General features: G+C 69.6%; 14 protein-coding genes. 13 read left to right on the top strand and 1 reads right to left on the bottom strand.

The features are described 5' to 3' along the window. Positions 1-76 precede the first annotated feature (76 nt). From P696_RS46405 to P696_RS0117995, 12 genes are all read left to right on the top strand, one after another. Positions 77-2,509: a hypothetical protein gene (locus tag P696_RS46405; RefSeq protein WP_157429769.1), complete on the top strand. Its 2,433-nt coding sequence runs from the start codon at positions 77-79 to the stop codon at positions 2,507-2,509. Next, on the top strand, positions 2,506-2,763 hold the full coding sequence (locus P696_RS46400) for an acyl carrier protein (RefSeq protein WP_026413417.1): 258 nt from the start codon (positions 2,506-2,508) through the stop codon (positions 2,761-2,763). The genes P696_RS46405 and P696_RS46400 overlap by 4 nt, the downstream gene beginning before the upstream one ends. Beyond that, positions 2,760-3,986 (top strand): beta-ketoacyl-[acyl-carrier-protein] synthase family protein, encoded by a 1,227-nt coding sequence (locus tag P696_RS0118035; RefSeq protein ID WP_034485390.1) that lies wholly within the window; start codon positions 2,760-2,762, stop codon positions 3,984-3,986. Before P696_RS46400 ends, P696_RS0118035 begins: the two co-directional genes overlap by 4 nt. Before the next feature lie 54 nt (positions 3,987-4,040). Then, positions 4,041-5,015: an SDR family NAD(P)-dependent oxidoreductase gene (locus P696_RS46395; RefSeq protein ID WP_051467819.1), complete on the top strand. Its 975-nt coding sequence runs from the start codon at positions 4,041-4,043 to the stop codon at positions 5,013-5,015. 4 nt (positions 5,016-5,019) lie between these two features. After that, positions 5,020-5,691 carry a transmembrane-type terpene cyclase gene (locus tag P696_RS46390; RefSeq protein ID WP_051467818.1) on the top strand — a complete coding sequence of 224 codons (672 nt, stop codon included), beginning with the start codon at positions 5,020-5,022 and terminating at the stop codon, positions 5,689-5,691. Further along, positions 5,682-6,830 (top strand): alkane 1-monooxygenase, encoded by a 1,149-nt coding sequence (locus P696_RS0118020; protein WP_051467817.1) that lies wholly within the window; start codon positions 5,682-5,684, stop codon positions 6,828-6,830. Before P696_RS46390 ends, P696_RS0118020 begins: the two co-directional genes overlap by 10 nt. Next, positions 6,716-7,084, top strand: coding sequence for a rubredoxin (locus tag P696_RS59335; protein WP_425394152.1), 369 nt, complete (start codon positions 6,716-6,718; stop codon positions 7,082-7,084). Before P696_RS0118020 ends, P696_RS59335 begins: the two co-directional genes overlap by 115 nt. 407 nt (positions 7,085-7,491) lie before the next feature. Beyond that, positions 7,492-7,941, top strand: a complete 450-nt coding sequence (locus tag P696_RS46385; protein WP_157429768.1) for a hypothetical protein — start codon at positions 7,492-7,494, stop codon at positions 7,939-7,941. A gap of 77 nt (positions 7,942-8,018) precedes the next feature. Further along, entirely contained in the window at positions 8,019-8,372 is a 354-nt protein-coding gene (locus tag P696_RS0118010) for a polyhydroxyalkanoate synthesis regulator DNA-binding domain-containing protein (protein ID WP_026413414.1), read from the top strand. A gap of 72 nt (positions 8,373-8,444) precedes the next feature. Next, the gene (locus P696_RS46380) at positions 8,445-10,031 is read left to right on the top strand and encodes an ABC1 kinase family protein (protein WP_051467816.1); all 1,587 of its coding nucleotides are present in this window, start codon (positions 8,445-8,447) and stop codon (positions 10,029-10,031) included. Positions 10,032-10,440: 409 nt separating this feature from the next. Beyond that, positions 10,441-10,902, top strand: coding sequence for a cytochrome P450 (locus P696_RS0118000; RefSeq protein WP_026413413.1), 462 nt, complete (start codon positions 10,441-10,443; stop codon positions 10,900-10,902). 329 nt (positions 10,903-11,231) lie between these two features. After that, the gene (locus P696_RS0117995; RefSeq protein ID WP_026413412.1) at positions 11,232-14,045 is read left to right on the top strand and encodes a glycosyl hydrolase family 95 catalytic domain-containing protein; all 2,814 of its coding nucleotides are present in this window, start codon (positions 11,232-11,234) and stop codon (positions 14,043-14,045) included. 537 nt (positions 14,046-14,582) lie between these two features. On the opposite strand, the gene P696_RS0117990 is transcribed toward P696_RS0117995, so the two are convergent. Continuing rightward, entirely contained in the window at positions 14,583-15,320 is a 738-nt protein-coding gene (locus tag P696_RS0117990) for a hypothetical protein (RefSeq protein WP_157429765.1), read from the bottom strand. 341 nt (positions 15,321-15,661) lie between these two features. Here P696_RS0117990 and P696_RS46375 point away from each other — a divergent pair, with 341 nt between their 5' ends. Continuing rightward, the gene (locus P696_RS46375; RefSeq protein ID WP_051467815.1) at positions 15,662-15,937 is read left to right on the top strand and encodes a hypothetical protein; all 276 of its coding nucleotides are present in this window, start codon (positions 15,662-15,664) and stop codon (positions 15,935-15,937) included. The last annotated feature ends 1,264 nt before the right edge of the window (positions 15,938-17,201 follow it).

Genomic DNA, 17,201 nt, shown 5'->3' with positions numbered 1-17,201 from the left:
AGCACGTTGCCCTTGGCCAGAGGGAAGAATTTCCCTTCTCGACCTCGCATTTCCTGTGCTCGAGGTGGTCACGCGAATGAGCGGTAAGGTGCGGCACGGAGACAGGCGGCTCACGGTCGTCTGCGTGGGGGCAGGCCCCGGCGAACGGCGGATCCTGCGCGAAGCGCTCCCTGGCCTCGTGCCCGCCGCCGAGGACGCGGGCCCGGCCTCCGGCGCGGCCTGGCGACGGGATCCGCGCTTCCGCGACGTGGCCGACCGCGTCCGGCACTATCTCGAGGAGCGCGTCCCGCGGCTGCGGATCGACGTGGAGTTCGCCGACTCGCTGGCGGCGGCGCCGGGCCTGGTCGCCGACGGACGCCCGGTCGGGGTGCTCCTGGTGTTCCCTCCGCCCGGACCGCCTGCGGACGGGGCGGACCAGGCGAGCGCCGACGCCGTGATCGAGGCGGTCACGTCCTGGCCCACGTCCCAGCGGCCCGAGCTGTCCCCCTTCGGCGTCCGGCTGTACCGCGACCCGTCGCACGGAGCCGACGCGCAGGTCGTCGCGCCCTTCGCCGTCCGCGACCTTCCCGGGTCCGACTGGCATCTGGCCTGCGACGCCGTCGCCGCGGTCGCGGACCACGTCGAGGCCCGCGTCGCGGAGGTCTCGATCGCCGCCGCCGAACTCCCCGCCGCCACCCTGGCGCGGGGGCTCGCCGACTTCCTGTCCGCGCGCTCGGGCCCGCTGTGGGGCCTGCACCCCTACACCGGCACCGTGGTGTCCGGGATCATCTCCGACCTGGAGAGGCTGGCGGCCGAGCGCGGCAACCCCGTGCTGCGCGGCCCGAACGAGCACGGCCTGGCCTGCGGGGCGCTGGCCCGGTGGATCCTCGACCGCGCGCCGTTCCTCATCGTGGTCACCAGCGGCATGCTGGACGAGTTCAAGGGCACCCTCGCCAACCTGCGGGACGCCCGGGCCCGCGGCTTCATCGTCGGCGCGGAGTCGCCGTCCGGGCGGTGGGCTCCGTTCCAGGGCACCGTCCACGCGCACGAGGACGCCCGGGAGGTCATGCGCGCCAAACGGCTGAAGACCTTCTACCTGGACCGCGCCAAGGACCTCGACCGCGCCCTCCGGGACGCCTTCGCCGCCTACGACGCGGACGAGGGCCCGGTGGTGCTGCTGGTGACCCACAGCGTCCTGGAGCACCGCGCCGACCCGCCGCCCGTCCCCGCCGAGCCCGCGGCGGTCCCCGCCGACCCCGTGCGGGCCGGCGCGGTCGTGCGCGAGAGCCCCTTCGAGCAGGTCGTCGACCTGGTCAACAACGCCCCGGTCCGGCTGCTGTGGCAGGTGGGCGCCGTCGAGCCGGAGGACCGGCCGCCGCTGCTCAGGGCCGCCCACGAGGCCGGGGCGGCGCTGGCCGACTCGCTCACCCGTCCGGGCGCGGTCTCGACCTTCGTGGACGGCCGCCCTATTCCCGCCCACCTCGGCACGCTGGGGCTCTACGGCTTCACGTCGCGGCTGTACGACTACATGATCGACCCGGCGACCTGGCGGCTCCGGCCGGACCTGGCGCTGTTCTTCCTCGGCAGCCGGATCGCCGAGATCTCGACTCCCTTCAGCGAGTCCGTGCTCGGCCGCCACCCGATGGTCGTGCAGGTGACCCGGCGGCGGGAGCATGTGGCCCCGGCCGCCGACCTGCCGCTGTGCGTCCCCGTCGGCGAGTTCCTCCACCGGCTGGGCGAACGCCTGGACGTCGATCCGAAGGTCCTGGCGATGCGGCGGCACGCGATCGAGACGGTCCGCGACCACGGCGACCCGTCGGCCGTCCTGCCGACCAGGCCCATGACGACCGGCGTGTTCTGCCACGAGGTGGACGCGGTCGTCCGCGGGCTCGTCGCCTCGCACGGCTACGGCTACACCGGCGTGTACGACGTGGGGCGCGGCGGCATCGCCGCGATCCGCAACATCGCCCGCACCGGCCCCGGCCACTCCGGCTGGTACGGCCGGGCGCTGATGGGGGACGCGCTCCAGGCGCTCCCGGCGATCGCCCTGACCCGTCCGGGGAACGTCCTGGCGTTCGTCGGCGACGGCGCGGCGGCGCTGGTCCCCGACATCACGCCCACCCTCGTCCAGCAGATCCGGTACGAGAACGTCCCGCTGACCGGCAACCTCAGCGTCTTCACGCTCCTCAACGGGGCCCACTCCCTCATCCGGACCTACCAGGAGGTGCGGAACCGCGAACCGGACTTCCACCAGACCACGGTCGTGAACCACCTCGAACCCGAGTGGACCCGGGACCTCGGCCGGGCCCGGATCCACCACCGCCACCTCGACCGGGTCGACCGGCGGGCGCTGGCGGAGCAGCTGCTCGACCGCGGGACGGTCAACCTCTACTCCGTCCCGCTCACCCACACCAGCGACGGCGACGGGCTCTACCTGCCGGCGGAGCGCGGCTGGCACGCCGCCAGTCCGGGAAACGCCGCCCGTCCGGGAAACGCCGCCGCCCGACCACCGGGAAGGGAACCGAAATGAACGCCCAGGAAGCGCTGGACACCATCCAGACCATCCTCGCCGACAGGCTCGGCGTCGAGCGGAGCCTGATCACCCCCGACGCGAGCCTGCGCGAGGACCTCGCCCTCGACTCCATCGACGCCTACGACCTGCTGACCGACGTCGAGGAGCGCTACGCCCTCGACATCGACCCCGGGCGGTTCTCCATGGTGGGCACCGTCGCCGACGTCATCGCCGTCATGCAGGACACCTCGCCGGAGAGGGCCATGCCGTGAGCGCCGTGGTCGTGACCGGCCTGGGCCCCGTCACCCCCATCGGGATCGGCGCGGCGGACTTCCACAAGGGACAGGTGACCGGGCGCAACGGCATCCGGAGCGTCACCCGGTTCGCGCCGGAGGAGCTTGGCCCGTGCATCGCGGGCGAGGTGGACCTCCCGGACTCGCTGGCCCTGCCCGTCCGGCTGACGGCGAAGATGGACCGCACCGTCCAGCTGGCGATCGTGGCCACCGACCTGGCCATGGAGGACGCCGGGCTCGATCTGGAGAAGCTCGACCTCACCCGGTTCGGGATCTCGGTCGGCACCGGCGCGGGCAACCTGGAGTCCCTCGCGGCCATCTGGCGGGCCGCCTGGGACGAGGGGGGCCGCCGGTCACGGGGCGGCGTCCCCCGGGTCATGAGCAACGCGATCGCGGCGGGCATCGCCATCAGGCACGGACTGTCCGGCCCGGTCACCTGCTCGTCGCTGGCGTGCGCCGCCGGGGGCGAGGCCCTCGCGGTGGGCCACCAGATGATCACCAGCGGCGAGGCCGACATCGTGGTCGCGGGAGGGGCGGAGGCGCCGGTCTTCCCCGAGATGATCAGCTCGCTGCGCGCCCACCACGCCCTGTCGGCCCGGGTGGCGGCCCCCACCGCCGCGAGCAGGCCCTTCTCCCCCGACCGGGACGGCTTCGTGCTGGCCGAGGGCGCCGGGATGCTCATCCTGGAGTCCGAGGAGCACGCCTCGGCCCGCGGCGCGGCGGTCAAGGCCCGGTTCGCCGGATACGGACGGACCTGCGACGCCTACAACGTCGTGGCGCCCCGTCCGGACGGCAGCGGAGCGGGCCGCGCCATCGAGATCGCGATGAGGCGGGCCGGGCTCACCCCGGACGAGGTGTCCTACATCAACGCGCACGGCACCAGCACCCCGCTGGGCGACGCCGCCGAGGTCATGGCGATCAGGACGGCCCTGGCGGACCGCAGCCGGCGGGTGCCGGTCTCCGCGACCAAGTCCCAGACCGGGCACTCCCTCGGGGCCTCGGGAGGGATCGAGGCGATCGCGGTCGTCCAGGCGATCGGTGCCGGGTTCCTGCCGCCAACCCTCAACCTCGAACGGCCCGACCCGGCCTTCGACCTGGACTTCGTCGGCCCGGCCCCGCGCGACCAGGACGTCACGGCCGCCCTGTCCCACAGCTTCGGCTTTGGCGGGCACAACGTCGTCCTCGCCTTCACCCGGCCCTGACCGCCGGGCGACCGCCCGGCCGTCGCAGCCCACCTCCCCCAAGGATGAGAGCACATGGATGTCGGAGACCTCTTCTGGCGGACGACCTGGGAATGCACGCCCCGACGGCAGTTCCACCGGCTGCGCCGTCCGCGGTCGCTGCGGTCGGCGGTCGCCGGGAAGCGGGTGGTGCTGACCGGGGCGTCGTCGGGGATCGGCCGGGAGACCGCGCTCCTGCTCGGCAACGCCGGAGCCGAGCTGATCCTGGTCGCCCGGCGCGCCCACCGGCTGGCGCAGGTCGCCGAGGGCATCGACGGCGCGCCCGTGCACGTGCACCCGTGCGACCTGACCGATCCCGACCAGGTCGCACGGCTGACGACGCACGTCCTGGAGATGGGCGGGGCCGACATCCTCATCAACAACGCCGGGCACTCCATCCGCCGGGCGCTGGTCAACTCCCGCGACCCGTTCAACGACACCGAACGGCAGATCCGGCTGAACTTCCTCGGCGCGCTGCGGCTGACGCTGCCGCTCCTCGCCGACATGCGGGCCCGCGGGGACGGGCACATCGTGAACGTCTCCACCTTCGGCACGCAGATCGGGGCACTTCCCCACTTCTCCGGATACCTGGCCTCGAAGGCGGCCTTCGAGGCGTTCGCCCGGTCGACCGCGCCCGAGACGCGCGCCGACGGGGTGCGCTGGACCATCGTCAACATGCCGCTCGTGCGGACGGCCATGAGCGCCCGGGGAGGCATCAACCAGAACTCCGCGATGTCGGCGCGGTCGGCCGCGCGGGTGATCGCCCACGCGGTCGTCCACCGGCCCGCGCGGATCAGCCACCCGGTGGGCCTCGCCGCGCGCCTGTCCGACCTGCTCTTCCCCAGGACGGTCGAGCGGATCATGGCGCGCAGCGTCGATCCCGTCCGGAACAGGCAACTGCCCCTGGCCGAGGGCGCGCCGAGCGGGGGCGCACCGACCGGAGGCGCGGCTGGCGGAGGCGCGGCTGGCGGGCTGCAGCCGGTCCGGCCGTCCCGGGACCGGTCCGGGTGATCCCATGAGCGAGTCCCCGTGGTTCGTGCCGCTGCTCCTGGCCAGCGGCGGGTTCTGGTCCCTGGCCTACGTGCTGGTCGCATGGCGGAACGCCCGTGACCGCACCTTCGGCATGCCGCTCCTGGCGCTGGTGGCCAACTCGTCGTGGGAGCTGCTCTTCCTGGGCGGATACCCCCACGGACTGCGGGCTGGGATCACCGGCATGTTCCTGCTCGACCTGGTCCTGGTCGCGCAGACGCTCCGGTACGGCCCACGCGAGTTCCCGCGCCTTCCCGCCTGGCTGTTCGCCGCGATCGTCGCCGCGTCCTACGCGGTCGCGATCCCGCTGCTGTACGCCCTGAACAGGGCCTTGGACGACCCTTACGGGATCTACACGACGTTCCTGGCCAACCTGATGACGAGCGCGATGTTCCTCGCCATGCTGGACGCGCGCCGCGACGGACGCGGCCAGAGCATGCCGATCGCGGTCGCCAAGCTCCTCGGGGCGGCATGCCTCGCCCTGGCGTTCGGCGTGAACATGCCCTCCACGACGGCGGCGGACGGACGGCCCGTCCTGTACGTGCTGTTCGTCGCCGTCGCCGCCCTCGACATCGCCTACGTGATCGCGCTCCACCGCGTGACCCGCCGCGCCGCCGTCCAGGTCGGCTCAGGGAAGGAGCGGGTGGCATGGCACTGAACGGTCCGGCACCGCCGCCGGCGACGTGGCGGGACGGCAAGAAGTACCTGTGGCTGCTCGGCTTGTTCGTCCCCGCGTTCCCGTTCCTGGCCTGGGCCCTCGCGGAGGCGACCGGGCAGGGCGTCTTCTGGTGGTCCGAGCTCCTCCTGCTGTACGCGACCTTCCCGTGGATCGACCACGCCCTCGGCAAGGACCCGGGCAACCCGCCCGACGCCGTCCTGGCCTGGCTGGAACAACAGCGCTATTACCGCTGGTGCACCTATCTGTACCTCCCGCTCCAGTACGCCGGGCTGGTCATGGCCTGCTACCTGTGGTCCCGCGGGGGCCTCTCGACCGTCGACAAGCTCGGGCTCGCGTTCACCACCGGGTTCGTCGGCGGCAACGGCATCAACGCCGCGCACGAACTCGGCCACAAGAAGGACGCGCTGGAGCGCTGGCTGTCGAAGGTGGCCTTGGCGCAGACCGCGTACGGCCACTTCTTCATCGAGCACAACCGCGGCCATCACGTCCGCGTCGCCACCCCGCGGGACCCGGCCAGCGCCCGGCTCGGCGAGACGTACTGGCGGTTCTGGCCACGCACGGTTCTGGGAAGCCTGCGTTCCGCCTGGGGCCTGGAGGCACGGCGGCTCGCCCGTACCGGACGACGTCCGTGGACGGCGCGGAACGACGTCCTGAACGCCTGGGCGATGACGCTCGTCCTCTACGGGGTGCTGGTCACCCTGTTCGGGCCCGGAATCCTGCCCTACCTGCTGCTCCAGGCGGTGGTGGGTTTCTCCCTGCTCGAGACGATCAACTACATCGAGCATTACGGGCTGCTCCGCCAGAGAACCGCCGGCGGACGCCTCGAACGCTGCGCCCCGCGGCATAGCTGGAACTGCAACAACCTCGCGTCCAACGTGCTCCTTTACCACCTCCAGCGGCACAGCGACCACCACGCCAATCCGACCCGCCGCTACCAGGCGCTCCGGCATGTCGACGAGGCCCCGGAACTGCCCGCCGGATATCCCACGATGACGCTGCTGGCATGGATTCCGCCGCTCTGGCGCCGGGTCATGGACGGCCGTGTCCTCGCGCATTACGGCGGCGACGTCGACCTCGCCAACGTCCAGGCCGGCCACCGCGGAAGGTACCGCTCATGAGCCGCTTCCAATGCCCCGTCTGCGACTACGTCTACGACGAACGCGCGGGTGAGCCCAGGGAGGGCTTCCCTCCCGGGACCGCCTGGGCCGACGTGCCCGACGCCTGGTGCTGCCCCGACTGCGGCGTCCGCGAAAAGGTCGACTTCGCAGAGCCGATCGGAGAGTCGTTCGCAGAGCCGGTCAGAGAGTCGCGTGGGGCTCCGCACGGAGGACCATCGTCACCGAATCCCGACCGGAGCCGTGAACCGCCATGAGAACCCCACAATGCACCCTGTGCGGCTTCGTTTATGGGCGCGAAACACATACCCCACCCTATGGGTCGACCAAGAAACAGCAAGCATAGGCAACATACATCCCCACTCGGACATCCGGGAATGTGGTCAACCGGTAAGCATCTTGCATCGCCCCTGGTCATGCCCCCTGACACGTGGCCCCCCTATCCTCGGAAGCGGCAGGATGGTCGACCGTGCCGATGCCGGGTACGAAACAGCCGAACCGGCCTCGCGACAATGAATCTCGGGCCGTCCACTCCACGAGGAAATCGTCGGCGACCGTCACCGGCGAGCGGATTCACAAGAAGGGCCACGCTCCTTCCCCCAGCGCAGGAGGCGACGGCCCGAAAAGGCGATACCCGCGGCACCGCCGCACAAGGGAGAGTGCAATGCCCACCTATCGCGACGACTATCGACGGCCCCGTCCTCGCAGGTCCCGGCGGCGCACCGGAATGACCCGCCTCTTCCAGGACGTGCTCGACGACGTCAAGGACTACATGGACGACAACCTCGACCGGACCCGGGACGTGGAGACCTCCACGCGCGACGCGCTCACCAGGCTCGTGGAGGACCGCTCCGACCTCCCGTCGCGCGGCCGTCGCCGCCACCGCGACGACCGGGACTGGGACGACCGGGATCGGGACCGCGACCGGGACTACCGCGACGACGACGTGGACGACCTCGCGGACATGGTCAGCGACCTGCACGAGGACCTTCTCGACCTCGCGAGGCAGGTCAGGGCCCTGGCCGAGCACGCCTCCCCCGGCGCCGTGGCCGCCGCCCACACCGGGGGCGATCGCAAGGAGAAGGAGACCGCGTCCCGTTCGGCGGAGGGATGACGAGACCCGTCCGGCTCCTCCGCGCCCCTGAGCGGGTGCCGAGGAGCCGGACGGGGCGGCACGGGAGGGAGCTTGAGATGCCCGAAGAGACGGAGCGTCCCCGGGAGCGGGGTGCGCCGTCCGGCTGGAGACGCCCGCCCGTCCGGCGGCTGCGTCTCGAGCCGGACGGCGACCTGTACGACCTGGAGGAACGGCGCCGGGTCACCCTGAAGGAGCTCGGCGACGAGGTGAAGGTCGGACGCCAGTTCCGCGTCCGGCACGCCGAGACCGACACCGACTGCACCCACGAGGTGCTGCTGGAGGTGCTCCGCGCGTCCCTGCCCCCGCAGACCCTGTCGGCCTCGGGCGGCGACCTGTTCGCCACCGCCCGCCAGGTCCTGTCGGGGGCCACCGACTTCCTCGGAGGCGCGGGCACCCGCCGGAAACGGTGATCGCGCCGCCATGTCGAACCGGCCGGACGGGCGACCTGGGCCGGCCGCCCAGGGAGATCCCATGGAGAGCCGTTGAGCACACGACGCCTGCGCGCCGTCAGCAAGGTTCTGTTCCAGATCGTCGCCGAGGAGGGCTCCCGGTTCGCCGCGCGCCGCGGGCACGGCACACGCGACGAGCACGGCGCGACGCCCAGCGAGGTCAAGCGGCAGCGCGCCAGGACCGTCCGCCTGGCCCTGGAGCGGCTGGGCCCCTTCTACATCAAGCTGGGGCAGATGCTGTCGACGCGGCCCGACATCGTCTCCGCGGAGATGATGGCCGAGTTCGCCCACCTGCAGGACACGGTGTCCCCCGCGCCGTTCTCGGTCTTCGAGCCGGTGCTGGTGGACGAGCTCGGCCCCGACTGGAACAGCCGCTTCGCCAAGGTCGCCGACGCCGAGCCGCTGGGATCCGCCTCGCTGGCCCAGGTCTACGAGGTCATCCTCCAGGACGGGACCCACGGCGTGCTGAAGATCCAGCGGCCCGACATCCGCGCCCTGGTCCTCGACGACATGGCCATGGCCCGCAGGATCGTCCGCTGGGTGGCCCGCGCGGCCCGCGACCTCAACACCGTGATGGACCTCGAGGCGACCCTGAACGTCGTCTTCGACGCGATGGAGTCGGAGCTGGACTTCACCGTCGAGGCCGCCAACATGGAGCGCGCCCAGGAGCTCGTCTCCGGTTTCGAGTACCTGGAGGTCCCCGAGGTGATCTTCGCGACGCCCCGGGTCATGGCGCAGACCCTCGCGCCCGGCTGCTCCATCCGGGAGGTGGACCCGGCCGGCCTCACCGAGGAGGAACGCCTGGGGATCGGCCGCGACCTGCTGACCTTCGGCTACCGCGGCTACCTCACCGACCGGTTCTTCCACGCCGACCCGCACCCCGGGAACATCTTCGTGGCGTCCGGGCACAAGGCGTCCCTGATCGACTGGGGCATGGTCGGCCGCATCGACCGGCGGATGAGCATGACCCTCATGTCCATCCTGCTCGCCATGGCGCACGAGGACGGCGCCGGCGTGGCCCGCGCCTGGCTCGAACTCGGCAAGGCCACCCCCTGGGCGGACGTCCCGGCCTTCTGCGGGGACGCGTCGACGCTGATCCCCAAGATCGCCTCGGCGTCCCTGGCGGAGCTCAACTTCGGCGTGGCCCTGACGAACATGCTCCGGTACGCGGCGCGGCGGGGCATCCAGACCAGTCCCCTCATCGCGCTGCTCGGCAAGTCGTTCGCCAACCTGGAGGGCTCCGTCCGCTACCTGGCCCCCGAGCTCAGCGCCACCGAGATCTTCGAGGAGGAGGTCCGCAACATCATGTTCAACCAGGTCCGCGACTCCCTCTCCGAGATCGCGGCGGCGCGCACGACGCTCGACCTGCTCATGGGCACGACGGTCGCGCCCGAGCAGCTGCGCGCGTTCCTCCGGGACGTCACCAACCGCGAGTTCACCGTCCGAATGGGGTACCTGCGGCAGAAGGGGGAGCCCGGCGTCAGCGAGGCCCTCGACCTCCGCAAGAAGCTCCGTGTGGCGGGCACCGTCGCGGCGGGGGTCGTCCTCTGGCGCCTGGCGAGGCAGCAGTGCCCGGTCCTGCCGACCAAACCGGGAAGCGAGGCGCGCGCGGGCCGATGAGGTCCCCGGGACGCCCACGGCGGCTCGTCCCGGCACAGAAGACGGCCACACGCCACCTCGACCTGTCCGAGGTTCGCGCTGTCTATTGGCGCCGTCCGACTCAGCACACACCGCCCCGGGGCCTGGACGAGCGGGAAGGGCGGTTCGCAGTGCGGGAGGCGCGCGACGGTTTCGGCGGCGTGCTGGCGCAGTTGCGAACTGCCTCCATGTCAACCACCCTCGCGCCAACCGCGGTGCCGAACCCAGGTCCGGCAGTTGGCCGTGGCCGCCCGCCTCGGCCTGCGGGTCCCGGCGACCCTGGTCACCAACGATCCGGTGTCCCACAGCTAGAGGCCGCCTGAGCGATGCCCTGGCCGACGGTGGGCGGTTCGACCTCGTCGCCGATTACGCCGCTCGCGTTCCGATGGATGTGATCAGTGAGTTGGCTGGTGTGCCCACCGCAGACCGTACCGAGATGCGGCGGCTGGCCGACCTCATCGTCCATCGGGAGGAAGGTGTCAGCGATGTTCCTCCCGCCGGTGTCGAAGCGCTCATCGCGTTGAGCGGTTACTTCAGGGGCCTGGTCGCCGAGCGTCAGCAACGGCGGCGGGACGATCTGGCATCAGCCCTGGGCGTCACCATCCCGGCTCAGGCGCGCATGCTGTTGTTGATCGGCTCCGCCAACCGCGACCCCGACGTCTTCCAGGAGCCCGACCGCTTCGACCTCGGCCGCGACACCAGCAGCAAGATCAGCTTCGGAATCGGACACCACTACTGCATCGGTGCCAACCTCGCCCGGCCGATTTCCCACCGATCAAGCGCACTTCGGCATGGAAAGGACCCTACGCTGTGTGAGACGATCTTGAGCGTCATGCACTCTGAACGGCTCTGAACGTCTTCGCCGACGCCGTGCTGCGTCGGCTCACGCCTGCCGGGTGAGGCCGGCGCCGCCCGTGCAGCCCAGCCGACATGCACCGCCTCCCGTTCCACGGAACGGAGTCGGCCCAAGACACGCCTCTCACCACCAGCATGCGCAGGTCCAACACGGGCATGCCGACCCGGACACCGAACCAAAGTCATCGACGGCGCCCGGACGGCGAGGGCCTTTCGCCCATCCGACGGTGTCACACCCTCTTGCGTACCGGCCCCCTTGACCCGGATCCGACCGTCTCGGGCCTGTCGCGCGCCGGCCACCCCCTGCACAAGTTCGGAGGCTCAACGATGAGCAGTCTTCCCCAATCCCGCCCCTCGGACGGCGATGCCCCGAAGCCCGCGTGGTCGCGGCGAGACGTCTTCGGTCTCGGCGGATCGTTCGGTGCCCTGCTGGCGATCGGCAGCCTTCCGGTCTTCGCCGCAGGCTCCACGGGCCTGAGGCTGTCGAACGCGTCGTTCGTCTCGAACCCGACCCAGCTCTGGTACACGACCCCCGCGGTCGAGAGCAGCATCATCTCGCAGGGCCTGCCCATCGGAAACGGGAGAATCGGCGCGCTGGTCACCGGTGACCCGTCGAACGACGTCCTGTACCTCTCCGACGCGACGCTGTGGACCGGCACGCTCAACGGCTCGCTGGGCAGCGACGGCCAGTTCCCGTACGACTCCACGAACTTCGGCAGCTTCCAGTTGCTGGCCAAGCTCTACCTCGGCATCCCGGCGCACACGGCATCGTCGATCACGAACTACACCCGCCGGCTCGACCTGAGCAACGGCTACGTGTCCGCGTCCTACCAGAAGGACGGTGTGACGTACACGCGTGCCGTGTACGCCAGCCACCCCGACGACGTGGTCGTCGTCCGGCTGACGCAGAGTGGAGGCGGCTCCTACACCGGCACGGTCTCGCTCAACGGCACCCACACCAACGACACGACGACCGCTTCCGCAGCGGCGGCCTCGTTCAGTGGGGCGCTCGCCAACGGGCTGAAGTACGCGGCCGCCGTGAACGTGGCACACACTGGCGGGTCGATCGGGATCTCGGGCAGCTCCGTGACGTTCACCGGCTGCACCGAAGTCGTCATCGTCCTCACCGGCGGTACCAACTACACCCCGGATGCCGCAAAGTCGTTCATGGACGCGACGGTTGATCCGAGGGCCATCGCCACCACCAAGGCCAGTGCCGCCGCGGCGGTGGCCGGGGGCACTCTGTTCGCCACCCATGTGGCGGACTATCAGTCGCTCTACAACACGATGTCGGTCAACCTCGGAACCTCGACGCCCGCGCAACAGGCGAAGGACACCGCGAGCCGCCTCCAGAGCCGTGGTACGTCCACCGCCCCGGCCGCGGCGGACCCGGAGCTGGAGGCCATGTACCTGCAGTTCGGCCGCTACCTCACGATCACCGGATCGCGGTCGAGCCTGCCGACGAACCTGCAAGGGCTGTGGCTGGACCACAACGGCGCCGACCAGTGGATGGGCGACTATCACACCGACATCAACCTGCAGATGAACTACTGGCTGCCCGACCGGGCCAGCCTGTCGCCCTGCTTCGACACTCTCACCGACTACTGCCTGAGCCAGCTGCCGTCCTGGACGACCCAGACCCAGAAGCTGTTCAACGACCCCAGAAACACGATGTACCGCAACTCGTCGGGGGAAAGCGCGCAGGGCTGGACCACCGCGATCTCGGCGAACATCTTCGGCGGCCTGGGCTGGGAATGGCACCCGGCCGGCAACGCCTGGCTGTGCAACTCGCTGTTCGAACACTACGAGTACATCCAGGACTCGGCGTACCTGGCGAAGATCTACGACATGCTGAAGGGCGCCTGCCGGTTCTGGGAGACCCGGCTGGTCAGCAAGACGATCACCGTGGCAGGCCGGCAGGTCACCGTCCTCGTCGATGATGCCGACTGGTCCCCCGAGCAGGGCGCCCACGGTCAGCAGGGCATCACCTACGCCCAGGAGCTGGTCTGGCAACTCTTCGAGAACTACCGCAAGGCCTGCAACATCCTCACCAGGGACGCGACCTACGCGGCGACGATCAAGGGACTGCAGGACAACCTCTACCTTCCGCAGGTCAGTACAACGGTGACTCCCAACCGCCTTCAGGAGTGGATGGACCCCAACACCTGGGGCGACCTGACACACCGTCACCTGTCGCCGCTCGTCGGACTGTTCCCCGGTGACCGGATCAACAAGGACACCAGCCCCACCGCACTGGTCGACGGGGCGCAGGCCCTGCTCACCGCCCGGGGGCTCAGCAGCTTCGGCTGGGCGACGGCCTGGCGGTCCCTGTGCTGGTCCCGACTGAAGAACGCCGACAGCGCCTACCAGACCGTGCTCAACGTGATCGGAACGTCCTCCACCGCGGCGAACCTCTTCGACATGTACAGCAGCACGACCTTCCAGATCGACGCGAACTACGGCACACCCAGTGCCATGCTCGACATGCTCCTGTACTCCCGCCCCGGCCTCATCGAGCTCCTGCCCGCGCTGCCCAGCGCGTGGTCGTCCGGGTCGGTCACCGGCATCGGCGCCCGCGGCGGGTTCACGGTGGACCTCGCCTGGAGCGCCGGAGCGGTCACCTCGGCAACGCTTCACAGCGTCAACGGCACCGCGACCGTCGTGAGGTCCGGGTCATGGAGCCAGGTCGTCGTCGTACCGGCCGGGGGCTCCGTCACCGTCACGCCTTCCGGAACCTCCACGGTCTGCTTCCTGACGAACCGGCAGAGCGGCAAGGTGATCGATGTGCCCGGGTCCTCGAAGACGGCGGGCCAGAGCTTGATCCAGTACCCGCGGCAGGGTTCGGACAACGAGAAGTGGCTGCTCTCCCGCGTCGACAACGTCTACTTCACCATCACGAACGTGAGCAGCGGCATGCTGGTCGATGTCCAGGGCGGCTCCACGGCCGACGGCGCCCCGATCATCCAGTGGACCGCCACCTCCGGCTCCAACCAGCACTGGCGCCTCGATGACGCGGGCGGCGGGTACGTCAAGATCGTCAGCCAGCGAAGCGGCAAGGTCCTGGCCATCGACGCCGACTCGAACATCGTCCAGCAGGCCGACAACGGCTCCACCAGCCAACACTGGCTCCTGCAGACCTGACGATCCGCCAACCCGTCACCTCGCTCGGCTCCGCCTGGAACGAATCTCCTTCGGGAGTCCGAAAGGCACCTTCGTATTCCCAGTGGGGTCGCCACAGAACGGGCCCCACGCCGTGGGAGACGATCTCGAGCGTCAAGCACTCTGAACGACGCTGAACGTCTTCGAACCACCCAGCTGACCTGCACTTCCTCAGGGCGGCCCCAATCGGTAGGTGACCGTTACAGGGTTCACACCGAAGAGGTCACTGGTTCGAACCCAGTATCGCCCACCCAGCTCAGAGGCCGGTTCCGATCAAGGAACCGGCCTTTCTGCTCTCCGTACAGCTACGAAGTACAGCAGTAGCAACATGAATCCGTCTCAACCAGCGTCCGGAGCGGCCAGGGCCGGAACGTCCGCCGTCGAGGACGGATAATTCACCAGGCCCGGACTTCGATCATTAGGTTGGGTACAGAAGGCGTAGGCTGGGCGCGAGCCAGCATGCGTCCGTCGCTGTTCTCCGCGCCCACGTAAGGTAGGCAACTGGCGTCGTCCATGACCTCAGCGGGGATCACGGACGAACATCAGAAACGCCCTGCCATGCCCGGTGGTCACCGGCTCCCATACTCCCTCTGCGGTCATCATCCCTTTCAGCGCGCCGTTGACCAGGCCGCCGTCGGTCAGCGCCGCATAGAACCGTTCGATCATCTCCTGGCCTTTAGCCCCCAGGTCTGGCAGCGCCGCCTCGAGCAGCTGGATTCGACTGGCCGTCATTTGGAACTCCGGACGCTTCGACTCGGGACGCTGGTCAAACCATCCCGACGGGTCGTTCAGCAGCGTCAGTAACCACAGGTGGGTTTGGGTCAGCCGGTCAATGAGCTCCAGGTACAGCTGCTGGATGTCCGGCTCGGGGGCGCCCGGCAGGGCTGCGTTGAGCACCGCGTTCCGCAAGGCTTCGATCTTTCCCCGCTGCGAAGTGCGGAGCCGAGCCTGCGTCGCCGTCACCACAGCGTCGACGAAGACATCGCTCTGTGCGAGCGCTTCCAGGTCGAAGCCCTCGACTTGCTGCTGCAGATCCTCGACCGCTTCCGCGAGCTCGGTCAGCCACTCCTGGCGTCGCTGGTTGAGGTTGCGACTCAGGCCCGCCGTTAGCGCCACGGCCAGCGCACCACCAACGGCTGGCACGAGGTTGACGGCCATCTCAATGGCGGCGTTGGTAAGTTCACGGCCCTTGCTGTGGGCGGGCGGCGTCGTCTCTATGAACAAAGCATGCCGAGACAGACGAACCGCAGCGGGCAACTATCAGAACTGGTCTCCATCAGTTTCGGCCAGATGGTCACCACGATGCCCGGCTCGCACGACACCATGGGAGTCCAAGGCAAGAAAGACGAAAGGCATGCCTTTCGCATGGTGGTGATCACTCGGTCGGCGGCGGGGCCGCAGTCGTGCCAAGGGCGCTGCCGAGCTTGCGCAACGCCTCGGCGGCGGCCTCGTCGGCCGCGTCGGTGTAGACCCTCCATCGTCACAGCGATCTTGCTGTGACGCAGGATCCGCATTGCCACGGGCGGGTAGACGTCGAGCGTTGGGGACGGCGCGTTAAAGCTGTCGAGAGATACATCGTTCGGTGGCACGATCGCCTCATGGGCAGCGATGCGTCCCGGTACGCCGAGGGCCGGAACACGGGCTGGCACCTGATCTGGTTTGGTCCAGACGAGTGGGTGGCCGGGACCTTCCCGGTGACACGTGACCAGCTACTCCAGATCCGCCACCTCTTCGACCACGGCGACGACGAGTGGTTCGCCTTCAGCTATCGCATCGAGCCCCGCCACTGGCCCACACTGCTCCGCGTGTTGTCGTGCCCAGAACCCGAGCCGCAGTACGACTACTTCATCGAGGGCTACGCGACGGACCAGTGATTCTGATCTCGGGGCGGTGCGTTCGTCCCCAGCTCAAAGCACCCTCGGAGCGCAGAAGGCTGGACGTGCCTTGGCCGTCATCCTCCGCGCGCGTTTTGGTGCTGTGACTAGTCACAGAGCAGCGAGTTCACAGGTCAGGGGGGCGCCCACTGGGGGTGAGGCGCGGTTGGTGGGGTGGGTGTGACGTGGTGGGGCGAAGAAGAGCCCAGACGGCGCGGGACCGTCCGGACGTGGGAGTGAGCTGGCCCAGCGGGAGTCGCGCCAGCCGCGGGTGAACACGATCTGGCTCTCTTGGCGTCGACGGCGGCCTGGAGGTTGATGTCGAGGCTGCGGGCGGTGGCGTGCGCGGCGGCGATGACCCCGTTGAGTCCGAGCGCGGGGATGGCGGCGTCCGCTGAGGTACTCCTGGACGAAGGCCCCGGCGCGGACGTGGAGGCGCATGACCTGTCGGACGGGTTCGTCGGTGAGCAGGCGGGCGATCTCGTCCGAGCTGACGGCCATTCAGGAGTCCAGGACGGCGCTGGTGACGTAGGCGGTGAGCAGGACGTCGGCGAAAGGGTCCGGTGCCGATAGGCGGGCAGGATCAGGAACGAACGGTGCGACCGAGGGTGGGAACGGAGAGAGGAGGTGACGCCGATCCAGGGGCGTCTGGGCCACTACACCTTCACCCCCTCAGACTGAACAACTCTTCGCCCGGGAATGCGGTTTCAGCTTGCGCACAGAATCTGCCACGGCGACAGGGGACTTATCCGCAGGGCTTCCTGTGATGTCCAGTAGGGTCATTTGACAGCGCTCGGCTTGTTGGTCAACTCGTCGCACTGCGGAACTCACCTGCCAGAAGCTTGAGCTCGGAAGCCAGTCATGCGGTCGTTGCTTTAGTCGTGCTCGCGGGCATGCACAGGTGGGAGGCGTCGGCCTTTCTTCTTGGTCCGGGAAATGCTGGGCGTTCGTCCAGTCCCGCACGTCGGTGCGGTCCACGGTCATGACTCATGACGGAGGCTCGCAGGTTTAGCGGCGTCGCAAACGCCAAAACCTCACGTCCATGGCCCTGTTTGATCTGCGCGACGGGCGGCAGGAATTCGCCGATCGGTCGCAGGGCCAGGATGACCTGGGCGTGGGGGGGGGCGGGCCTTCTGGGCGTTCAAGGAAGGTGTCGCGGTCTGCGGCCTCCCGCAGTCCGCTCAGGATCGCCTTACTTGACCGGGCCCCCTGTTGGCGATCTACCGATGCCATACCGATCGCGGTTCGCCTTGACATGCCTTCT

Origin of the sequence: Actinomadura oligospora ATCC 43269, from assembly GCF_000518265.1 — a bacterium.
GTDB lineage: Bacteria > Actinomycetota > Actinomycetes > Streptosporangiales > Streptosporangiaceae > Spirillospora > Spirillospora oligospora.
This window is presented reverse-complemented; position numbering and strand designations above follow the sequence as displayed.